The organism is Fontibacillus panacisegetis, assembly GCF_900102215.1.
Taxonomy (GTDB): Bacteria; Bacillota; Bacilli; order Paenibacillales; family Paenibacillaceae; genus Fontibacillus; species Fontibacillus panacisegetis.
This window is the reverse complement of sequence record NZ_FNBG01000012.1, coordinates 44,689-67,327: the sequence shown is the minus strand read 5'-3', so window position 1 is coordinate 67,327 and position 22,639 is coordinate 44,689. Positions and strand designations below refer to the sequence as shown.

General features: G+C 44.6%; 19 protein-coding genes and 1 pseudogene. 7 read left to right on the top strand and 13 right to left on the bottom strand.

Annotated features, from left to right (window positions below):
• Window positions 1–64: 64 nt before the first annotated feature.
• From BLS49_RS11835 to BLS49_RS11825, 3 genes and pseudogenes are all read left to right on the top strand, one after another.
• On the top strand, window positions 65–748 hold the full coding sequence (locus tag BLS49_RS11835; protein WP_091230268.1) for an ABC transporter ATP-binding protein: 684 nt from the start codon (window positions 65–67) through the stop codon (window positions 746–748).
• On the top strand, window positions 745–3,351 hold the full coding sequence (locus BLS49_RS11830) for an ABC transporter permease (protein ID WP_091230266.1): 2,607 nt from the start codon (window positions 745–747) through the stop codon (window positions 3,349–3,351). Before BLS49_RS11835 ends, BLS49_RS11830 begins: the two co-directional genes overlap by 4 nt.
• Before the next feature lie 282 nt (window positions 3,352–3,633).
• Window positions 3,634–3,783 (top strand): annotated as a pseudogene (locus tag BLS49_RS11825) (pentapeptide repeat-containing protein); the annotation flags it as partial.
• An 82-nt stretch (window positions 3,784–3,865) separates the two neighbouring features.
• On the opposite strand, the gene BLS49_RS11820 reads toward BLS49_RS11825, so the two are convergent.
• The gene (locus tag BLS49_RS11820; RefSeq protein WP_091230259.1) at window positions 3,866–5,662 is read right to left on the bottom strand and encodes a flavocytochrome c; all 1,797 of its coding nucleotides are present in this window, start codon (window positions 5,660–5,662) and stop codon (window positions 3,866–3,868) included.
• A 228-nt stretch (window positions 5,663–5,890) separates the two neighbouring features.
• On the opposite strand from BLS49_RS11820, the gene BLS49_RS11815 reads away from it, so the two are divergent.
• A complete protein-coding gene (locus tag BLS49_RS11815; protein ID WP_091230254.1) occupies window positions 5,891–7,522 on the top strand; it encodes a sensor histidine kinase in 1,632 nt (543 codons plus the stop codon).
• Window positions 7,497–8,273: a response regulator transcription factor gene (locus BLS49_RS11810; protein ID WP_175471388.1), complete on the top strand. Its 777-nt coding sequence runs from the start codon at window positions 7,497–7,499 to the stop codon at window positions 8,271–8,273. The genes BLS49_RS11815 and BLS49_RS11810 overlap by 26 nt, the downstream gene beginning before the upstream one ends.
• Before the next feature lie 1,183 nt (window positions 8,274–9,456).
• Here the strand turns inward: BLS49_RS11810 and rlmD are convergent.
• From rlmD to BLS49_RS11780, 4 genes are all read right to left on the bottom strand, one after another.
• Window positions 9,457–11,085 carry a 23S rRNA (uracil(1939)-C(5))-methyltransferase RlmD gene (gene rlmD, locus BLS49_RS11795; protein ID WP_091230244.1) on the bottom strand — a complete coding sequence of 543 codons (1,629 nt, stop codon included), beginning with the start codon at window positions 11,083–11,085 and terminating at the stop codon, window positions 9,457–9,459.
• Between the two features lie 549 nt (window positions 11,086–11,634).
• A complete protein-coding gene (locus BLS49_RS11790) occupies window positions 11,635–12,516 on the bottom strand; it encodes a diacylglycerol kinase (protein WP_091230241.1) in 882 nt (293 codons plus the stop codon).
• 19 nt (window positions 12,517–12,535) lie between these two features.
• On the bottom strand, window positions 12,536–13,309 hold the full coding sequence (locus BLS49_RS11785) for a sirohydrochlorin chelatase (RefSeq protein WP_091230240.1): 774 nt from the start codon (window positions 13,307–13,309) through the stop codon (window positions 12,536–12,538).
• The gene (locus tag BLS49_RS11780) at window positions 13,309–13,599 is read right to left on the bottom strand and encodes a YerC/YecD family TrpR-related protein (protein ID WP_091230469.1); all 291 of its coding nucleotides are present in this window, start codon (window positions 13,597–13,599) and stop codon (window positions 13,309–13,311) included. Before BLS49_RS11780 ends, BLS49_RS11785 begins: the two co-directional genes overlap by 1 nt.
• 224 nt (window positions 13,600–13,823) lie before the next feature.
• On the opposite strand from BLS49_RS11780, the gene BLS49_RS11775 reads away from it, so the two are divergent.
• On the top strand, window positions 13,824–14,327 hold the full coding sequence (locus BLS49_RS11775; RefSeq protein WP_091230237.1) for a hypothetical protein: 504 nt from the start codon (window positions 13,824–13,826) through the stop codon (window positions 14,325–14,327).
• A 17-nt stretch (window positions 14,328–14,344) separates the two neighbouring features.
• On the opposite strand, the gene corA is transcribed toward BLS49_RS11775, so the two are convergent.
• The 8 genes from corA to BLS49_RS11740 form a co-directional block, all read right to left on the bottom strand.
• Entirely contained in the window at window positions 14,345–15,304 is a 960-nt protein-coding gene (gene corA / locus BLS49_RS11770; protein ID WP_091230235.1) for a magnesium/cobalt transporter CorA, read from the bottom strand.
• A 426-nt stretch (window positions 15,305–15,730) separates the two neighbouring features.
• Window positions 15,731–16,720, bottom strand: a complete 990-nt coding sequence (locus BLS49_RS11765) for an inorganic phosphate transporter (RefSeq protein WP_091230232.1) — start codon at window positions 16,718–16,720, stop codon at window positions 15,731–15,733.
• A gap of 89 nt (window positions 16,721–16,809) precedes the next feature.
• A complete protein-coding gene (locus tag BLS49_RS11760; protein WP_091230229.1) occupies window positions 16,810–17,424 on the bottom strand; it encodes a DUF47 domain-containing protein in 615 nt (204 codons plus the stop codon).
• A 207-nt stretch (window positions 17,425–17,631) separates the two neighbouring features.
• The gene (locus tag BLS49_RS11755; protein WP_091230227.1) at window positions 17,632–18,702 is read right to left on the bottom strand and encodes a DUF3048 domain-containing protein; all 1,071 of its coding nucleotides are present in this window, start codon (window positions 18,700–18,702) and stop codon (window positions 17,632–17,634) included.
• A gap of 168 nt (window positions 18,703–18,870) precedes the next feature.
• Window positions 18,871–19,656 carry a DODA-type extradiol aromatic ring-opening family dioxygenase gene (locus tag BLS49_RS11750; RefSeq protein WP_091230224.1) on the bottom strand — a complete coding sequence of 262 codons (786 nt, stop codon included), beginning with the start codon at window positions 19,654–19,656 and terminating at the stop codon, window positions 18,871–18,873.
• Window positions 19,657–19,757: 101 nt separating this feature from the next.
• Window positions 19,758–20,585 carry an alpha/beta hydrolase family protein gene (locus BLS49_RS11745; RefSeq protein WP_091230221.1) on the bottom strand — a complete coding sequence of 276 codons (828 nt, stop codon included), beginning with the start codon at window positions 20,583–20,585 and terminating at the stop codon, window positions 19,758–19,760.
• 139 nt (window positions 20,586–20,724) lie between these two features.
• Window positions 20,725–20,898, bottom strand: coding sequence for a hypothetical protein (locus tag BLS49_RS24820; RefSeq protein ID WP_175471387.1), 174 nt, complete (start codon window positions 20,896–20,898; stop codon window positions 20,725–20,727).
• A 65-nt stretch (window positions 20,899–20,963) separates the two neighbouring features.
• Window positions 20,964–21,680 (bottom strand): class I SAM-dependent methyltransferase, encoded by a 717-nt coding sequence (locus BLS49_RS11740; RefSeq protein ID WP_091230218.1) that lies wholly within the window; start codon window positions 21,678–21,680, stop codon window positions 20,964–20,966.
• Between the two features lie 240 nt (window positions 21,681–21,920).
• Here BLS49_RS11740 and BLS49_RS11735 point away from each other — a divergent pair, with 240 nt between their 5' ends.
• On the top strand, window positions 21,921–22,622 hold the full coding sequence (locus BLS49_RS11735; protein WP_091230215.1) for a DUF1129 family protein: 702 nt from the start codon (window positions 21,921–21,923) through the stop codon (window positions 22,620–22,622).
• The last annotated feature ends 17 nt before the right edge of the window (window positions 22,623–22,639 follow it).

Genomic DNA, 22,639 nt, shown 5'->3' with positions numbered 1-22,639 from the left:
AGTCACAGAGATGTAAGTTGAAGGTTCTATTATATGGGTAAACCATGAAAAGGAGACTCACATAATGGAGTTCTTAAAAATTGAAAATCTATGCAAGGTCTACGGCAAGGGCGAAAACGAAGTTGCTGCGCTTGACCATGTTTCGCTTACAATCGAAAAGGGGGAGTTTACCGCAATCATCGGCTCCTCCGGCTCCGGCAAATCCACATTGCTTCACATCATCGGGGGCGTGGACGTGCCGACAAGCGGAAAAGTGTATTTGAACGGGCAGGATGTATATGCCCAAAGCAATGAAAAACTCGCCATTTTCCGCAGGCGGCAGGTCGGACTGATTTACCAGTTTCACAACCTCATTCCCACTCTGAATGTGGTGGAAAACATCACCTTGCCTATCCTGATGGACAAGCGGAAGGTCAACGAGGAACGGCTGAATGACCTGCTCGAAATGCTTGGTTTGCAAGACCGCAAAACGCATTTACCCAATCAGCTTTCGGGCGGCCAGCAACAGCGCGTTTCCATAGGACGCGCTTTAATGAACGCCCCGGCAGTCATGCTTGCCGACGAACCCACGGGAAGTTTGGACAGCCGAAATGGACATGAAATCATCAAACTGCTGAAAGAAAGCAATAAAAAATATGGGCAGACCCTGCTCCTCGTCACCCATGACGAAAATATCGCCCTGCAAGCAGACCGTATTATCGGCATATCGGACGGCAAAGTTGTGCGAGACGAGAGGGTGCGGTCATGAACATTTTCAACAAAGTTACCCTGCAAGGCATGAAAAAGAGTCGTACACGTACGATTGTAACGATTATCGGAGTTGTCCTTTCCGCCGCCATGATTACGGCAGTCGCCACCTTTGGCGTTTCCCTGCTGAACTATATGGCAAACGGCGCGGCCCAGAAATACGGCGATTGGCACGTTGAGTTTTTGGACGTCCCTTCTTCTTTCGTACAGGAACGAACCCACGACGAGGGAGTCGCTAACACCGCGGCATTTGAAAATATCGGCTACGCAACGCTTGACGGCGGGAAAAACCCCAACAAGCCCTATCTTTTTATCGCTGGATACAGCGAGGAAGCCTTTGATACCTTGCCCATAACCCTGGTTTCAGGCAGATTGCCGAAAAACAGTGGGGAGATTCTTGTTTCGGGGAGCGTCGCAGCAAACGGCGGCGTTAAATTCGCGGTGGGCGATACGCTTTCACTTGCTATCGGAAGCCGCATGGACGGGAACAAAAATCTCGGTCAACACGATCCTTACATTTCCGGGGACAAGCCGGGGACGGCCAAAGAAACTCTTGTGCCAAAAGCCGAGAGAACCTACACGGTTGTCGGAATCAACGAAAGACCCGGTTTTGAGGAATCTTCCGCGCCGGGATATACCTTGATAACGAAAGCAGATGCACAAGACAAAGCGGACAGCTTCAGTCTATTTGTCACGCTTACAAACCCGCGTGGGATTCACGCTTACATAGGCAATACAGCCGGAACCGAAGCCTATGTCTTTAACGATAATGTGCTGCGCTTCATGGGTCTTTCGGACGATAATATGTTCAACGTGCTTCTGTACGCGGTGGGCGGAATTGTGGTCGCCATCATCATGATAGGCTCAATTTTTCTGATTTATAACGCATTCACCATCTCGCTGAACGAACGCACACGCCAGTTCGGGATTCTTTCATCTGTGGGAGCCACAGCAAAGCAGCTGCGAAATTCGGTGCTGTTTGAGGGGCTTTGTATCGGTGCGGTCGGCATACCGATTGGCATTATCGTTGGCATAGGCAGCATCGGGCTTGTGATTTCCGTTGTCGCCAGAAATTTTGGGGAAATTCTCTACACCAGCGTCCCTTTAACCTTGACGGTGTCCATTCCAGCGATTGTCGTTGCGGCGGCGGTCAGTATGGTTACAATTCTGATTTCGGCCTATATCCCGGCCAGGAGGGCCGCAAACACTCCCGTGATGGAGAGTATTCGCCAGACGAACGAGGTCAAAGTTGAATCCAAAGCCGTGAAAACATCAAAACTGGCACAGCGTATTTACGGTTTGGAGGGAACCCTTGCGCTAAAGAATTTTAAAAGAAACAAGAAACGCTATCGCAGCATTGTGCTATCACTTGTTTTAAGCGTAGTGCTGTTTATATCGGCCAGTGCTTTTGTAACGGATATGAAACAGGCTTCGGAGCGGGCAGTAGCGTTTACTACCTATGACATCGGTTTTGCCACACAGGACATGGACGATAGCGAAATGTTGTCGCTTTACGACAAACTAAAAACCGCCGACGGTGTTTACGAAAGCTCATATCAAGCGCTTATGAAGTATTCATGCGCTGCCAAAGCAAGCGATCTTTCAGACTATTACTGGGAATACGCGGGTTCACATTCGCCGGACGAAACGGTTAATCTGCCAATGGACATCCAGTTTCTTGAGGACAGCACCTATCTGAATATGATCAAAGGCTTGGGCTTGCCCGCAGAGGAATATACCGGGCAAAATGCGAAACTGATCGCCGTTGCCAAACTGACAAGCCACATGAAAACCAATCGGGAGCATGAGGTTGACGAGTTTATTGATATGTTCAAGAGTTCTTCCATGAATTTTACCATCGCTCCCGAAACAAATGGCAAGCCGAAGATGGAACAGGGGCAAAACGTAAGCATTACGTTTGTCGAGACCGTGCCGCCTGATACACTCCCAATCTTAGGAAACTCCGGGTCGAAGAATCCGGTCTTTTTTAGAGTGATGGTCCCCTATTCGCTCAAAGAGAAGTTTGAAACCCCAGATACCCATGTGGATATTAAGGGCTTGACCTTTCGGTCAAAGAATCCCACACAGTCGGCGGCTGAAATGAAAACGATGATTCAGGGTGCGGGAATTACAGCCAAGTACGACCTGTACAATGCGTATGAAATGCTTGATGAGAACCGCAATATGATATTCATTGCCAACGTGTTCGCTTATACTTTTATCATTATGATTTCGCTGATTGCGGTTGCCAATGTGTTCAACACGATTTCCACGAATATCAAGCTGCGCCGGCGGGAGCTTGCCATGCTCCGCTCTGTGGGGATGTCTGAACGCGATTTCCAAAAGATGATGAATTTCGAGTGTGCCTTTTATGGCATGAGGGCGTTGCTCTTCGGGCTTCCCATAGCGGTAATTTCTTCTTGGCTGATTTACAAAGGGATGTTCATCGGCGGGGCGGACAATATCGATTTTGTGTTCCCGTGGAGCAGTATGGCAATCAGCGTGTTCAGCGTACTCTTTATCGTGTTCATTACAATGCTGTATGCCATTAGTAAGATAAAAAAAGAAAATATCATTGACGCGCTTCGGGATGATATGACTTGATTCAAAATCAAAAAACATCTGCGTGATTGGGTTCAAGTGATTCGCAATCGTCCCGAAAGGCGCTTTGGACCTTGAAAATACAGAATCCATCCTACACAGCCCCAATGTGGCCATGCGGCGGTTTTGAAATAACAATCAAAACCGCCGTTTTCCTTTTTCAAAATTGGAAATTAGGAGGGTGTATTAAAGTCGCCCTTTTTTAAGGATAGGGCGGTATCTTAGGAGGTATCGTCGTGTTATTCTGGATCGGCGATAATGACGTCCGGGGATAGATTCGATCCCGCGAACTTAAGAAGAGCTGATTTTATCGGTGCTGACTTTAGGGATGCGGATGTGTCCGGAGCCGATTTAAGGGACAGTATTTTTCTGACACAAGCCCAGGTTAATTCGGCAAAAGGAAATAAAGATACCAAATTGCCTGGTTATCTGTAAGGCAAAATCAAGTTGCGGGAAAAAGAGCTAGAAAAGATGACCCCTGTTCAATACAGGAATCATCTCTTGTTTGTTGATTAGTTTAGTTTTCAGAGACTACTTGTTGACCCGCGATACGACCGAAGGTAAAGATATCGGCAATAGCGTTACCGCCAAGACGGTTCGAACCATGAATAACTCCTGTGACCTCACCAGCTGCATACAAGCCAGGAATAATTTCTCCTTTTTCATTGATTACGCGAGTTTTCTCATCAATCACTAAGCCACCCATAGTATGGTGAACGGAAGGAACCGCTTTTTGAATGTAGTAAGGGCCAGTTTCGAGAGACACAAGTCCTCCGCGATGGTGGAAATCTAGATCATCACCAGTTTTAGCATATTCATTAACTTTTTGGATGGTTGCTTTTAATGTATCCTCATCGACCTTAAAGAAATCAGCAGCTTCTTCGATGGTATCGGCTTTGTGGAGCAAGCCTTGCTTCACCAACATATCATATTCATCCTGATGGACCTCGATCGTTTTGCCGATATCTGCAATTTTTTGATTCCAAAATTGATACGTGTATCCGCCAGTTTGAGCAAGGATCGCTTTCGAGATTACATCACGACGCTCTAGTTCTTCGACAAAGCGTTCTCCTTCCTGGTTAATGAGAATGGCACCGTCGAAACGAGAGTCAGCAACAAGGGAGATCACACCTGTCTCTGGATTACAAACAGGGTAGGTTTGGATGCTCTCCATATTAGTCAATTTTGCACCAAGGGCTTCTGCCATGATGATACCGTCCCCGGTAGTGCCTGGTGTGTCTGTGGACATATATTTTTCATCTAGTTCCGGATTATACTTTTTACGCATCTCAACGTTGGAGCCGAAGCCGCCGGAAGCGATGATAACGCCCTTGTTAGCATGGAACGTAATCTTGTCGCCAGAACCAGTTGTTGCGGTAACTCCAGTTACTCTTCCTTGATCATCCGTAATCAGAGATTCAGCCTTCATATTTGTTTTGATAGTAATTTTCTCTTCATCGGTTTTAGCTTTGAGCTTGGTGATCAATTCGGCACCTGTATGACCGACAGGAATCAAGGCACGTTTTCTAGAATGTCCGCCGAATTGGAATAAGTGATCCGGTAGGAACTCCACCTTGATTTCGTCACGCAACCATTCTGCTGAAGCGAGAGCATTATCCGCCAAAATACGAACCATCTCAGGCGAGCCAAGATTGTCTCCGCCTTTTAACGTATCTTCATAGAACAGGTCAGCTGTATCGTCAGTAATACCAAGATTTTGCTGAACCCAGTTGTTTGGTGCGTTCATTTCACCACCAGAGATTAGGGTATTACCGCCAACGGTTGGCATTTTCTCCAAAAGAACAACATTTGCTCCGGCTTTCTTTGCCTCGATGGCTGCACTGAATCCAGCACCACCGGCACCGATTATGACAACATCGTAGGTTTGCTCTGCTTCTTCTTTGTCCGCGCCAGCGTTCGACGCTGCACCAACTGAAACCAGAGTAATGCCAGACTTTGTAATTGCATCCTGAATCGCTTGAAGATAACCTTCACTTGTTACGGTCGAACCGCTAATCGCATCGACATCAGGGCTATTTGCACTTATAACATTCTGCTTAAGCTGTGTATAAACCGGTTCAGCGAGCACTTCATTTTCCTTTTGCTCCACAACTTCAATGTCAGTGATCTTGTTGTCAGCGAAGGATACCTTTACTTTGATATCCCCATGCTTTCCTTGACCGATACCTTCTACGACTTTCGTACCGTTACTGTCGGTGGGGGTTGCATCTTTTCCACCGCAAGCAGCCAAGGTGAACATGAGACAAACGACCAACAGAATCGATAATAACTTACTTGTGTGAGTACGCATCATTTCTCCTTTATCTCCTTTAAATTTAATAATTGTTCTAGCCGTATGAAAAATTTTACTAGGCAAATTTTTCATACTTAACCTAGACATAAACAGATCCATATGTGAAAATATGCACAAGAACTATTATAAAGTTGATGAAGACATATGTATTTGCACATTCTAGTTTTTTTTTGTCTTTTTCGGGCTTTATGCAAAGGCTGTGGTGTTTAGGGGAGGTTAGAACGAGCGATGATTTCCATACAAAAAAAGATAGCATTATATGCAGGAGGATGCTTTACACTGCTGTTCCTTGCACTGCTTGTTGCGATTTACATGGAAATGAATCATACAGTTGTTCCATTAAATAGAAGCTTAACTCAACAGGTTGTGAATGCACGGAGCCAGCAAATTGATTATTGGTTCAATCAGCGCATTGGCGAGATCGATATGCTTGCTTCATTAGCTTCTGATCACAGGTGGACGCGGGCTGAGCTGCTTCAGGAGACCCGTAAGTTTGAGACAAAAATGGAAGAAGAGTATGAATCGATCCGTGTTGTTGACTTACAAGCCAATTCCTGGTCTCAAGAGGATCGACCCTTCTCCATTCTGATCCGGCCCTACTATCAGCATTTGATCGAATCCAACGCTCAATATGTAGTAAGTAATCCGATTGTCTCGAAGGCTAACGGTGCAGAGATCGTAGTCATTTTATATCGGGTGAATCCGGTTGTGAATGAGGAGGTTGTCTACATTGCTGCTGCAGTCTCTATCGAGAAAATGAAGGAGATTGCTCAGGACATCTCGTTGTATGATCGATCGGGGCAGCTTATTGTCGCCAACGCACAAGCTGGTGATGTAAAGACGAGCAAGCACCAGACAAATCAAGATGTCAGCTTATTTGAGGCTACGATTAATAGTGTCCAAGGCTGGAAGCTGGTGCTTGAAGTGCCGAATTCAGAGCTTTCACTTGCGGTTATGAAGACCCAACGAACAGCGTTGCTGGTCGGCATTCTGATTGGCGGCGTATTTATTGTTCTGCTGACGCTGCTCGCATCATCAATTATTCGGCCAATTCAATCTTTGCGGCAAGTGATGAAGAATGTACAAAAAGGTGACCAATACATCCGAGCTGACGAATCGCGCAATGATGAAATTGGAGATCTAGGGCGCAGCTTCAACGAGATGCTTGTTCAGTTATATCGTTCAGAGCAGGAGAAGAAAGAGAGCGAGCTTAAACTTGTACATGAGCAGATCAAACCTCACTTCTTGTACAATACTTTGGACACGATTCAATGGATGGCAGCTGATTATGGCGCGGACAATGTAGTGGAAATGGTCGAGGCATTAAGCACTTATTTCAGACTCGGTCTAGGTGTTGGAAGCCCTTATATTCCGTTAGAGCAGGAATTATATCATGTGGAGAGCTACCTTCATATTCAATGTGTGCGATATGAGGAGATTCTTGATTATCAACTCCATTATGATGAAGAATTGCTTCAGCGAAACATTATTCGATTTATGTTGCAGCCGCTGGTGGAGAATGCGATTTATCATGGGATCAAGCCTTTAGGGGATCAGAAGTGTACGATTTCTATTTTTGCTTATAAGAAGGATCAGAATGTTGTCATTAAGGTTGAAAATAATGGGGTCATGATTCCAGAGCAAAAGCTAACTCAGATCAATCAAGCGCTGGTAGAGGACAATTATGACAGTTCTGCCACAGGATTTGGATTGTATAGTGTCAATCATCGGATTCGGTTAGCGTTTGGCGCAGCGTATGGGCTAACGGTTAGCAGCAGCGGGGGCATTACGAAGATGATGATCAGAATACCTTTGGAATGGGAGCGGGATGAGGATGTGGAAGATCGTAATCGTCGATGATGAGAAGATCATTCGCAGGGGGTTAAAACAATATATCGAGGAAAGTTCTTATCCCTTTGAAGTGATAGGGGAGGCTAAAAGTGCAGGTGAAGCGCTGCAACAGCTAGAGAACGCTCAAGCAGATGTTTGTTTAGTGGATATTAATATGCCGAACATGAATGGACTAGATATGATCAGTCTCATGAAAGAGCGATATTCGTCAGTTGTTGTTATTGTCAGTGGATATGATAACTTCGAATATGCACGCCAAGCGGTACAACTGCAAGCGTTCGACTATGTGTTGAAGCCCGTGCCAAAGAGTGATCTGAACAAGCTGTTGTTTCGCTTGGATGAGCACTTGCAAATGAAATATCCTGAGCGGCGTCATTCAAGGAGAGAAACGAAGGAACTAGAGCAGCCAACTTTCACAGGGGATGGAACAGTGCTCGTAAATAAGGTAACGGAATATATTAATGATCACTATCAGGACCCAGAGCTCTCCATCAGCCGTGTAGCCTCCTTATTCCATATTAACCCTACCTATCTTAGTAAGCGGATGAAGCAGGAGATTGGCCTATCATTCTTAGATTATGTGACAGAGCTAAGGATCGCCAAAGCAAAGGAAATTCTGGACGATGTAACTTCAAATATCAAAATCGGAAATTTGGCTATCAAGGTGGGGTATAAGAGCCAGTATTATTTCAGCCGCGTCTTCAAAAATAGGGTCGGCCTATCTCCGCTGGATTATAAGAAGGGTTACCCTGGCGGATGATTGAGCCGGGGCCTGTGTTTGGCGATATGAAGAGCAACCGTGGCTTCAAAAGCTCTCTACTTTGAGGCTTACCAAAAGTAAATCTTGGAGGTCGGATGGCTTTTGCTTGCCCACAATCTGCTCAAGAAAGCAGTGGTGGACGCCAAATAACAGCTTCAAAATAATAAATATCACTAAGTTTGATGCGGCTGATTTTATCCTCATGATAACCAAGTATTATGAGCGTTTCGTTTTTTATTTTATTGATGAGCTTATGTATGTCGTCGTCTATTTGGTGACATCTGATACGGATTTCCTCTTCTTCTGCATGGTCTATTACTTCGATGAAAATTTTAATAGAAATCACCCTTGGAAATTCGAATAATACTTGTAAACTACTATAATACGTAAATCATACAACGAAAACGCGCAAGCTTCTACTTTGAGCAACTTAATTCCATACAAAAAAGGACTATGGATCGGCTACACTAAGTTGGACAGAAAAAAATAGGGGCTTGTAGAATAAACCTATCAAGTTAAGGAGCGGATCACTCTACAATGCCTAAACAACAACGACGCACGTTTACAGCCGAATTTAAAAAAATAAATGGTACAAATTGGAGGTTTCATGAAAATAAATCCTAATTTTTCAGTTATTCTATTAACTGGATCGGTGATGGGACTTGTGTGTCAATCCCTAATGCCTATATATCAATGAAGCCCTCTCTTTTAAATTCCTATCATCAGTAACAAAAAATGCACCATTACTGCATGTAAAACCCCGCTATTGAATGCTTAACGTCAGTAGATTTCATTACAAGACCCACCTTCGCTATATCTAACCTCAAAGTCAATAAATACATATAATTTCCAAATTACTCAATTACCTTTTCTGAATCCTGTTACTTTTTTTCGACTTCAAGACCTATAAATCCTTCTAAGAGAACCATTTCCTCCAAATTTCACCTTAATAATTTCGGTCTAAAAAAGAGAGCTATCCAAGGACGCTCTCATCAAAATTTCCTATAAATGAATTTATTACTCTCTCATTTGCTATCCTCTGACCTGTCTACACACTCGACGTCAAAACCAAGGTCCAGCACGACCGAAACTTCAATTGTTTCCTTCAGCACCTTATTTTTGAAATCAGCGCCATCCTTCGTAAAGGTCGTAAACGGCGCATAGTGTTGAAAACAAAGGATTTCTACGTATCTATTCGTTGCATTCCTATTACGACCTCCACATGCACCGTATGCGGGAACATATCCACCGGCTGCACCTCCACCGTGCGATACCCGCCGTCCTCCAGCACACGTAAATCCCTCGCCAGCGTAGACGGATTACAGCTCACATATACAACCCGCTCTGGCTTCATTTCCAGAATCGTCTCCAACAGTCGCGGGTCGCAACCCTTGCGCGGAGGATCGACGACGATGACGTCGGCTTCGATGCCTTCTTCCTTCCAGCGTGGGATGACATCCTCTGATGCGCCCACTTCAAATGTTACATGCTCCATCCCGTTTAACCGGGCATTCACTCGAGCGTCCTCAATCGCTTCTTTAACAATCTCGACACCGTAAACCTCTTTAGCGTGCTGAGCCAAAAAGAGTGAAATCGTACCGATCCCGCAGTATGCGTCAATAACGGTCTCGTTGCCTGTAAGTCCAGCATATTCAACGGTTTTCCCGTACAGCACCTCGGTCTGCACTGGGTTCACCTGATAAAAGGAGCGTGCGGAAATGGCAAATTTAACGTCTCCGATATAGTCGTATATGACTTCACTTCCCCACAGAACACGGGTTACATCGCCAAAAATGACATTCGTTTTGCGAGTGTTCACGTTTTGGCAGATGCTGACCACGGAAGGCAGCTCGTCGCGGATCGCGGCGATCCATTCTTCAACGTGATGGATTTCTTCGCCGTTCGTAACTAGGACAAGCATCATTTCTCCGGTGCGGAAGCCGACCTTGACCACAACGTGGCGAAGCAGGCCGCCGCCTGTCTCCTCGTTATAGGCGCTGATGCCGAAGCGGCGAGCTATCGCCTTGACGCGGGCAACGACTTCATTGTTCTTGTCATGCTGGATGAGACAAGTCTCCATGTCGATGATACGATGGCTGCTGCGCGCATAAAATCCTCCGACCAAGCCGCCATCCGTAACTCCAATCGGTACTTGTGCTTTGTTGCGGTAACGCCAAGGCTCCGCCATCCCAAGTGTAGGGAGCACTGTAATCTCATGCAGACTTGCACTTGAGGCTTTATTACCGCCATGATTACCAGCCTCTGAATTCCCTGCATTGTGTGCAGCTTGTACCGTCTCCAATTCACTCGTATGATTTTCCCCCATAGAGCTCGCTACATTCAGCTTCCCAATCCGCTCCAGCGCGTCCACGACATGCTGTCTTTTCCACGCAAGCTGGCCCTCATAGCTAAGATGCTGAAGCTGGCACCCGCCGCATTTATCATAAATAGGACATGGAGCAGCAGTCCGATCAGGACTCGCTTTCAACACGTTCAACAGCTTGGCATAGCCGTATTGCTTTTTGGTTTTGAGTACCTTTACACTTACTTTCTCACCAGGAAGCGCACCTTGCACAAAAAGCGTATACCCCTCTGCTCTGCCCACGCCTTCCCCATCGTGATTCATGCCAATGATATCGATGATAACCTCATCATTTTTCGCAACAGGCACACCCGGAATGTCCTTCTCGATCTGCACCGAATCATGTCTTCTGTTTTTATTTCCAGCTTTCATACTGTTTCTAGGATTGCGATTGTTCCTGCTAGCTTCGGCGCTTTTTCCGTTTGTCCGTGCTGCCTGCTGCTTTTTCATCCGATTACTTCACTCATTTCCTTTTAATTACTTCTTCCTGCACTTTTAGCCTCTATTTTACCATATCCGCACAAAACCCCCGCCATGATGACAGGGGATATTCTATGATCACATGTATTTAGCTACTATCCAGCAAAAAGCCTGCAAAAATGCATTTTTTACCGAGACAAGCCAGTCCTTTTAGAAAAAGCCTGCAAATGTGCAGCAATGTTATACCATTTCATCCTACAGCCGAGGATACACTCCGAAAAAACTGCGTTTTTGCAGCAATATCATCATTCCCAGCTCATTCCGACGCAAAAAACTGCACTTTTGCATTAATTCATTCCCGCACTATCTATCCCTCGAATTCACCCTGTTGGACTGCGGACATTGGCTTTAGCTTTTGCAGCAATTCATCCCTACGCACTATCTATCCAACGAATTCGCTCCTGTTGACTACGGGACATTAGCTCCTGCTGCAATTCAGTCTCTGCACTACACCATCTACTCAGCCGCTAAGCAGCAGCCAATCCAGCATCCATCCATCAACCCATATCCATCAAGCCATCACACAAAAATCCGCAAATGCTGCGGCAGTATTTCGAACACGCCAGGCAGTTCGCCGCCTAGCTCGCCGTCGAGATTCAGCTGGACGTGGTCTGGTGAGCTGACTTCCATTTTGCTAGTTTTGAAATAGACGACACGTGGATCGTTAAAATGGTCGCCGCGAAGCGCCATCGTTACGAGGCGGATAAACTCTGCCAGATTGCATTTCTTAAGTGCAATTACATCGAGCATGCCATCGTCAATTCTTGCATCCGGGGCCAGCTTCTCAAAACCTCCAACCGAATTGCTGTTTGCTATAAGGAAGAGCATGAATTCGCCTTCGATCAAATCAAGTCCTTCAGCACGAATTTCGAGTCGGATCGGCGATAGGCTGGCCATTTTCTCAATGCCCTTCATATAGTAGGCAAGCTGGCCGATCATGGTCTTTAGCCTGCTCGGCACCTCATAAGTAAGCTCAGTTAAGGAACCACCGCCTGCAATATTTATAAAATGGCGTCCGTTTGCTATGCCTATATCGATAGGTCTAGTCTTATTCTCGATCACTAAATCGCAATAATCTTCCCAGCGCTTTGGAATTCCCATAGCACGAGCGAAATCATTCGTTGTCCCAAGCGGAAAAATACCTAACGGTGGCAAGTCGTTCTTTCCGGCCATCCCGTTAATTACTTCATTCAGGGTACCGTCACCGCCAGCCGCCATAATAATATCATAACCACGATCAACGGCCTCTGACGCTTCACGCGTAGCATCGCCTTCTCCAGTGGTAGCATGACAGGACGTCTCAATGCCGGCACGATCCAAACGCTCCAATATATCCGGAAGCAACCTTCTCATTTCCTCTCGACCGGAGGTTGGATTATAGATCAACCTTGCTTTTTTCATTTCTGAACGCCACCCGCTATCATAATCTCATTGATCCCATTATATTCAATATTTGCTGAGACATCCAGTAAGGCAACAGCGAATGTGGCAAAAGAGCCTCACCTGTATACCGATAGTTCAAGCCTTCAAGCCTGGAAGGGATCGCTTTCTTTGTAAAATAACCTGCACTCAAAAAAAGCGGAGCAATAATAACATCATATCCTCGTTCCTGCCAATTAGTCACTTTCTGCCTGACACTATCAGGATTTAACAGCGCATAATCACTGGCCTTTAGTCCGCTAAGCTTGCCTACCCGGCTAGACAATGATGAAATCCCTCGTTCCCAGCGTTGGCGGAAGCCATCATGAATACTTCCATGACCAACCAAAAGAATCACTTCACGCTCTGGCTGAAGAGACAGTCCCTGCACCTTGTCCCAGATCATCTGGGCGATCACCGGATCGTCATCGATTGGATCGCCAAAGAACACGTGGGAATGGAGGCGAAAAGGCTTAAGATCCGTCTCCTTATCCGGCGTGTTCTTCACACCAAACGCATATGCAATTTCGTCTATATGAGTACTTCCTGAGGATACGAACAAAGGAATAACGATAAGCTCCGTTACTCCTTGTTTCTCCAATTGATCGATTCCATCTTGAATAAAACGCCCCTCGACGACCTCTAAAAAAGAGGCCACGATCGGAAGGCCGTCCGGCAGATCAGTTGCTGCAATTTGAATAGCATCATCAACAAGGTTCACCCAATTAGGATCGGGTGAACCATGGCTAATAACTAGAACGCCTAGCTTCACTATTAACGTCCTAAACGGTCCAGCGTCATTTTGTAGCCATCGTTACCATAATTAAGGCAGCGCTTCACGCGTGAGATCGTAGCCGTGCTGGCTCCCGTCTCAGCCTCAATCTGGTTGTAAGTATTCCCTTTACCCAGCATACGCGCTACTTCAAGACGCTGAGACAAGGACTGTATTTCATTAACTGTACATAAGTCATCAAAAAAAGTATAACATTCCTCAATATCCTTCAAAGTAAGAATTGCTTCGAATAATTGATCAATCGTTTTATCATTCAACTTCTTAAGCTGCACTGAATAATCATCCCCTACCATTACTGTAACCGCATTACTATTGTACCCGAGCAGCATCCCCCTTTTCAAGCATTAACGATTTCACGCATTACAGAAAGAAGGCCAAAATCCGCAATAGCCCACAAAAACCGTGATAATCGTCTATACGCCGAAAGCCCCGAACACATACAGTATAGTAATCAAATGCCTATTGCCCGAAAATATATGAAAAGGAAAGTGATATAATGCCTCATTATCATTCTTCAAAACGCAGTGCCGCGCCTTTCCCTTATGCTGACTCCAGCCTATATCCCGGAATCGGTCCGGTTGGTGCTTTGGATTTGCCAAAAGCTGAAGCCTCGGCGCTTGTTCCCTACTCACCCGTAGCAAGCAACCCCGTCTCTGTTCTTCCTGGGGCCGCTGCCGCAGAGTCGGCTGCAAGCACAGCAGCCAGTGGATTCTCGCTAGCCAATCTCGGTGGAATTGTGGAACGACTTGGCGGTATCGATGGTATTCTCGCAACAATGGGAAAGGTTCAAAAGGTCATGCAGACGGTACAGCAATTCGCTCCTATGGCCAAAATGGTAGCCGGTTTTCTTCCCGGAGGAAAGGGGCTTAAGCTCCAAGGTGGAAACAACGGAAAGCTGGACGAATACAAGCCACGGCGTAAAAGTAGAGGTAAAAAGAGCAGTCGCAAACGTACGTCCAACTCCCGAGGCCGCAAAAAAACCGGAAAACGCCGTCGCTAAATGCGACGGCAGCCTTTTTATTTGAACCAACCTCGTCTTTTAAAATAGAGGATCATCCAAACACTAAGCAGTAACATCAATGCGATTACAGCAAAATACCCATAATGCCACCCAAGCTCCGGCATATTGGTAAAGTTCATCCCGTAAATTCCCGCTATTAAAGATAGTGGCATAAACACCGTAGTAATAACCGTGAGTGTCTTCATAATGCTATTCATTCGATTAGAATTAAGTGAAATATAGGAGTCCCGCAAATCAGCAGTCATTTCACGATCCGTCTCGATCATTTCAGATAGCTTGAGCAAGTGATCATGTATATCCGCAAAATGGGCCCTTGGTTCCCGTTCACCTTGAATATGCTGTGAATTGAGTAGACGGTACATTAAATCCCGCATCGGTACAATCGATCGGCGAAGCTTAAGCAATCGACTTCTCAGATCAAATACCTGGTTCATCAAAGTTTCTACAGATTCGTGTCCACCCTGCTTCTCCAGCTCATCAAGCTCATCCTCAACAGCATAGACACAAGGAAAATATTGATCCACCAAGCTGTCAATAATCATATAAGCGGCAGAGAACGGTCCACGAGCCCAGCCTTTTTTACTCTGCGTTTGCTTCATCAGCTTGTCCCAAACTCCGTCGATTTCTTCCAGAGGCTTGTGATGAAAGGACACGATATACTTACTGCCGATAAACAAATTGACCTCTACCGTTTCCAGCGTTCCTGGGTCTAAATCATGCAATACTAAAAATTGATAATCATCATAATAGTCTATTTTAGGTCGCTGCAATACGAGGAGGCAATCCTCAATAGCAAGCGGGTGAAATCCGAAGAAGGAATCCAGCTTTTCGGCTTCCTCGTCCGAAGGCACACTAAAATCTACCCAGCTCCATGCATATTTCGTATCATGAATTCGCTCGAGAGGAATATCTCCCTCTACCTTATGCTCATGCGTAATCCCCATTACTCTGATCAATAGAGTCCCCCCCTGCACAGTGACATTATCCGATACATATAGCATTGTATCAATACCTGTAGCATTTATCACCATTACCATTATTCTATGACCGTATCTCATGTGTAATAGTGTCATGATGCGGAATCCCTGAAATTCCTGCAAATGTGCAGGCTTTGTTTATGTAAAGCCTCTAAATGCCCTAAATTGCTGCAGATGTACAGGCTTTCTCTGGGATTCTCTTCAAACTAGTCTATTCTGAACAATATTCCTGCATTTTTGCAGGCTTTGGCTCATCCTTTCATGGCTACTTCTAAAAAAGATGTATTTTTACATGCTTTTCCTGATTATCTTGCCTTTCCACTGCTAAACAAGAAGCGTCCCTCAAAGTTATCTTAGATAACTTTCGGGACGCCTCTATCTTTAAATTGGCTTTCATACACTTATTTAGAACAACACAATATAGATCAATCCTGACAATATCATCACAATAGGGATCGTGATGACCCATGCTATAACGATACGTCCGGCAAGTGACCATTTGACGGCAGAGAACCGTTTCGCCGAACCTACGCCCAGGATCGCCGATGTAATTGCATGCGTAGTGCTGACCGGCAGATGAAGTAATGTGGCGCTAAAAATAACAGATGCTCCGGTAAGATCGGCTGCAAAGCCGTTAATTGGTTCAATTTTGAAAATTTTTGTACCCATTGTTTTAATGATCTTCCAGCCACCAATAGAAGTACCGAGTGCCATAGCGGTAGCCGCCGAGAGCTTAACCCAAAGCGGAACCTCCATATGATCCTGATACTTGGCTGTAACCAATGCGAAAGTAATAATACCCATTGCCTTTTGCGCATCGTTGGTCCCGTGAGTGAAGCTTTGAATGGCCGCCGTAATCACCTGCATGGAACGGAAGCCCTTGTTCACGGTATGTGGACTGCGCTTGGCGAAAATCCATTTCAGCACCATCATAACGATGTAACCAATAACAAATGCAATGATTGGAGAAAATACTAGCCCCTCAATAATCGTCTTAAACCCGCTCCAGTTGAGCTTGTCCGGTCCTGCACCTACATATACTGCACCAGCAAGAGCCCCTATCAAGGCATGAGACGATGAGGATGGAATTCCAAACCACCAGGTAATAAGATTCCAAATGATCGCAGCAAGCAACGTGGCAGTCAACACTTCCAGCCCATTATCAAGTGCAGCTGGGTTAGCTACACTGCCGCCAATCGTTTTTGCTACCCCGGTGAACATTATCGCACCCAAAAAATTCATCACAGCCGCCATCAGTATCGCTGTACGTGGCTTCAACGCTCTCGTAGATACAGAAGTTGCAATCGCATTTGCCGTATCATGAAATCCGTTAATGAAGTCAAACGCAAGCGCCAGGATGATGACGATCATCATAATCAACAAACTCGTATCCATAGCTTATTTGCACAGATTGGGTATCTCTCTAGAAATCCGCGCAATCCCAACCTCCCGAATATCGATTGTATATCGTCACGCCACGATTCTTATGAATTGCGCATGATAATGGATTCCAACATATTTGCTACGTGCTCGCACGCATCAGTCGTCGTTTCAAGACGTTCGTATATTTCTTTTTTCTTGATCAGTATGATCGGGTCAGTTACCTTGACGAACAATTCATTAATACAAATCCGCAGCAGCTCGTCCCCTTGATTCTCAAGATCGTTCAAACGAATCGTATATTCGCGTATCGCCAGCAGCTTCTTCTCGGACAGCAAATGAATAGCTTTTTGAATTTCATAGGCCGAATTGCGCAAAATCTCAGCAAACTTAATGATATACTCATCAGGTTCACTAAGATGATACATAAAGAAACGTGAAGTTGTCGCTTCCAATCCGTCCATGACATCATCAAGCGTTGTCGTCAAATTCATAATATCGTCGCGTTCAATCGGAGTAATGAACGTCTTATTTAATTCGACAATAATTGTATGCGTGTATTCGTCACATTGGGATTCAAATTCCTTCATTTTTTTGGCAAATTGTTCTACATCCTTGAATTGCGCTACCTGCTCAGCAAAATAATCTGCAGAATTCACGATAGTATCTGCCATGTTCTCCAATGTTTGGAAAAAGATATCCTTTTTCTTGACTCGCATGTGGTATCCCCTCTTCTCTAAGTGTGAATACAGTTTTACACTCCTATTACACTCTTATTACATAACCTTGAATATCTTAACACAACTAATACCTATATAGGTAATTTTGTCGCAAACATTTCACGTTCGGTCACTAATTTTTGCACCAACTTTACCATTACCATCCACATATATCCTTATTCATACAATAAATCCCTCTGGAAACGCTTAATCTACCTTAATATGGCTATCAAAATCAGGATTATTGGGCACAACGTTGAAATATGTAGTTCCTGGATAAAATGGAATCTCTTTATTGTCTTTGATAAATCGGATGACATCGTCCGACTTGCGCACCCACTGTCCTCGAATCATTTTACCGCGCTGAAAAAGTATCGCTTCTCCACCTGTCTCCAGGTTGACCTCGAGACGTCCAACATCATCCAATACCTTATGATCAGCTCCAAGCACAACTACATTGGCAGCGGTGATCGGCTCCTGAGTGTCTAAATCAGTATGCGGTTTTCCATTGATATATCGTTTATACAGCTTGGTCGTTGCATCATATTCATAAGTTACTAAATAATTGCTTAACTGAAATTTAATCTCTACGGAGTTGGCAATATCACCTTCAACCGGATCATTCTCATCTCGAAAAGTGTATGCAGGAACCGCGGTGTCCTCCATGACATAGTTTCTCTTAAGGGCCCCTTCCACAAGCTTCTCTACATTAGAATACAAATTATGAGGTGCTTTTCTCGATTTATCCCGCCAGAAAAAGGAACCCGCATTCGTAATTTCATCAAGATCCTCTTTATGCTGACGCTGTATAATCGCATACGCATCATTACTAGCACCAGCATGCACCAGAACGCCATGGTAGCTCTCTCCAAGATCAATCATATACGGTCTGATACTGCGAATCGGGCCGATTTTAGCTACCTTTTCACCACTGTGAAAAATAGCAATCAGCCTGGTTACTCCGCCTTCTGCCAATACTTCATAGACGATATCTGCTTCATTAAGACCTGACTGGGGTCTTGCAGCCGGAGCATTGTTAATCATAACAGCAAGTGGACGCTGAGTTATAGGTTCATCCAATGGTTTTCCTGATAAAGGTGAGGTATAGGCCGGGGGAGCAGGCTCAGAAGGTAGTTCAGTGTTGTCATTCTCTACGGTTACAGAATTTGCAGGGTCAGCCTCAGGGAGTGCAGTCTTATTGCCTCCACAAGCGGAAGTTAGCAGTAGACAAGCCGCCATCACAAGCGGTAGTCCTATTTTAGACAGGTTTAATTTCATAACTCCTCCATTTGTCTATCATTATGTATTTAATCTATTATACGTCGAATGGAGTCGTATGGAAAAGATAGGATTCACACTTTAAGGAGAAACCTTCAACAAAAAAACAGGCGATTCCCATTTAACCCATAGAGATGTGTTAGGGAAATCAGCCTGTCTGCCATTCATTTAACTACCAAACTGCCAAGCATTTAGACTGAGACTACCGTATTGATAATCCTGAAATAAACGACTGGCATGCCGATCATTATCACTAGCTCCCATCGCATACAGAAGCGGGGCAAAATGCTCTGTTGCATAGGAGGGTACAGCTTCTTTGACGTGTGGTGCTTTTTTTTCATAATCAAACAACGTACGAAGATTCCAGTTGGTTAACTGTTCTCCGATCCAATCATCGAATTCAGTAGCCCACGGGTTAGGATCATCCCTGTTTTCCATCAGACGGAGATTGTGTACCAAACCGCCGCTGCCAATAATTAGAACGTTACGGTTTCGCAACTCTGTCAGCATTTTGCCAATCGCATATTGTTCTGCAGGTGATCGTTTGGAATCCACAGACAAGGCGACTGCCGGAATGCCCCCGCTCGGAAACAGTGCGCGAAGTACTACCCATGCTCCATGATCCAATCCTCTACCTGAGCTCATTTGATACGGTAAATTGCCTGACTTAAAAATGCTGCTGATCCACTCACTAAGTTCAGGATCACCCTTAACCGGATAGCGAATATGATACATCTCTTCAGGAAAGCCATAATAATCATGCATCGTCTCATGAAGAGTATCATTACTTACATACTGGACTGGTGAATCCCAATGGGCTGAGAATATCAGAGCCGCTCGAGGAGGCACACTCATTATTTGCTGTCCCAATTCTTTAAGAAATCCAGTGTATGCATTGTGTTCAATAGCCAGTGTTGGGGACCCGTGTGCGATAAACAATGAAGGCTGAGTCATAGAACCTACCTCCCGACGCCAATTTGGTTACATCTCTATTTTATCACCGACGGGATATTATTTACCAGTTCTCAATTTCCTGTTGAAACGACCTTCACAAGCTAAATCATCCAATGCTGCCATTCACTCTGAACTCCTTCGAGCCCGTTAAGCCATTCCTTGGTTTTTTGCAGCAATTGTCTTCGATGCTTTCCGTTAGAATAAGTATGGTCCGCCTGGAAAATAATTTCCTTATCGCACCTTCCCTCAGGACGCATCCAGAACACCTTTTGGAATAAAAAAGCATAATCCACCGGGATGTCATCATCTGACGTTCCATGAATCACTAGTACGTTTCCAGTAAACTTCAAAGCCTCTTGAAACGGCTGATATGCTCCAAGTGAATCGAAAAAGACAGGAGCAAAGTCGTAGCCTAAATAATCTGCCGTACCGCGCTTAATCGCATTATCGTATACGTCTCTTCCGGTTATTTTCACAATATCATTAAACGGATAGCCTACTGAGGACCATAATACAAGATTCTTTACTCTACGATCACGTACCGATGTCAATAGAGCTACTACACCGCCTAAGCTGTGTCCGATCAACGTAACTCTTGTAGGATCAATATCGCCGATAGAATGTGCATAGTCCAGAACGGTTCGCGTCTGGGCAATCATCGACTCTACGCCTTCCCTGCCGTACTCACCACTGCTCTCTCCGCAACCGATATAATCAAAACGGACAACAAGAAACCCTTGCTCCGCCAGTTCGCGAGCAGTCTTGACGAACAAACGATCTACTCCGATTCGACTGCCGACAAAACCATGACATATAACAACCAGCGGAAGACGCTCCTTACAGCGTCCTTCTTGCTTGGCTGGTGCTGCATAATGAATACTAGCTGCGATTTCCTCTTGTCCATGCTGAATGATAATTTGCCGTTCCATACTAAAATCCTCCCCGCACTTGCATCTTGCTTTATATAATCATTTAATTCCGATAAGTTTAATGTGATTTATTAAACTTATCTTAGCATCACAAGCTACGGGGTGTCAATCAGTAATGTTAATTTGTAGTTTTTTTTTGTTATTCATAATACAATCTGAGCAAATCGCGCGTAACATCGGAAGCAGATTCCATTTCGAGCATCTCCGTTTCTGCTTCGAAGCCTTCTTCGTCAGATATTACCTCCTCCAGACTGCCGCGGGAATGGCTGTTCAGCAAATACCTGCGAGTTAATTCAGATTCATATTTCTCCATTACTCCCATCCTCCTTTTCGCACATGCTGTAGTTTCGTCAGAGGAGGGTATTTTTTATTCTTCGTTCACAGAGTCTTCAAACTATGTGATTTTGCTTTTCTTCCATGCAAAACAACAAAATTATAATTCTTGTACACACAATCCACGTCTAAATATCCAATTTTTTGCATAGCCTTAATTTGTGATTCGAGGCTCCCCATTTGATCAAGCTTGGTTCTTTCATAAGCTGCATCAATTTCATCGCGGGACAAATCACTGGCTTCTACCTTTTGCCTCCAGTCACTTGTATAGAGCGATTCCAGAAATAAAGTGGAGCCCAACACTTGGTCGGCATTTACAAATATTCCACCGTCCTTTAGATTCTCATAAACATTCTGGTACAATTCCACCTTATCCTCATCGTTCAGATGATGTATGGAGAGCGCCGACACAATGAAGTCGTATTTGTTCTGGGAATCATATTCCACATAATTCGTGTAGTCGCCTAGAACATAACTGACATTGTTATATCCATCAAATCTTTTTTTAGCCATCTCCAGCATTTTTTCAGATAGATCTATCAGCGTAAAATGAGCTTCAGGATATTTCTGATGCAGCATGGACGATAACAATCCTGTACCAGCACCTAAATCTAATATTCTAGGGTGTTGAGCATCCGATTGTAGCAGAGACACAGCAATGTTATAAAAATCATCAAAGCAAGGTATCAATTTACGACGCTGTTTATCATAATCCCGAGCTGCCTTATTGAATTTGATGCTTACTTCATTCTTGCTCTCCATAGTAGGACCTCCCGATTTTAAATTAACTGTAGGTATATCATATTCCAAAGTATCCCAATTGTTATAATATATAAATACTATGAATATAATAGCTTTTGCCTATTTACAAGCCACTCACTTCCCTAGTCCCTTGCGAAAACAACAAAATTTGCAGTATACTACTGGAGAAAATCGACAATTTATTAACTCGTTTGGCAATTTTGGAGTAATGCTTGCAGCTTGGGAGGAGAGGAATTTTCATTGTATATTCATGAAATGATTCAAGAGACTAAACAATTAAGACAGCAAATGAATCCGGTTAATGAGGCCTATTTCGGCGAAATGGTCATGTACATCCGATCCGGTTCCAGTCCCTTAACTGAAGCTAAAGGTGAAGAAGTGCTTCTAGGACTAGCCCGCAAAATTGTGAAGAATCAGGAAAAGGACATCCTGGCCAAAGATCTATTTGGCCCCGACGCGGCTGCTTATAGCAAACAGCTCGCAGAAGATGTATCCATGCGTAAACCTCGCAGCACAAGGGACAAAATCATGTACTATACCATGATTCCCTGGATTGCACTGACTTGGGTATTTTTCATTTACATGATTACCGGCTTCTTCAGTAAATGGTTCGGCGGCGAGCTTGAGTACACTCTGATTAGCAGTGCTTCCCTGCTTCTGATCGCAGCGTTATCTATCGTGCTGGTTGAATTGGTTATCCGTTATCTTGGGCCCGGTTCCCGAAAGAACGATGAGCAAGAACGACAAAATGAACCTAATCGCAAATTTGATATAAAAGCATTAGGAATTTATATCGGTATCGCTGTTGCTATCGTCGCGATCGGCCTGCTTCTGACCCGGATTATGCCCTCGTTTACAGTATCGCCATGGGACAGCCTGATCATTTTTGTAATCGGTATTATAGGACAAAAATTCATTTATGGACGTAATAAATCCAAATAGAGCTTCAGACAAAAAAG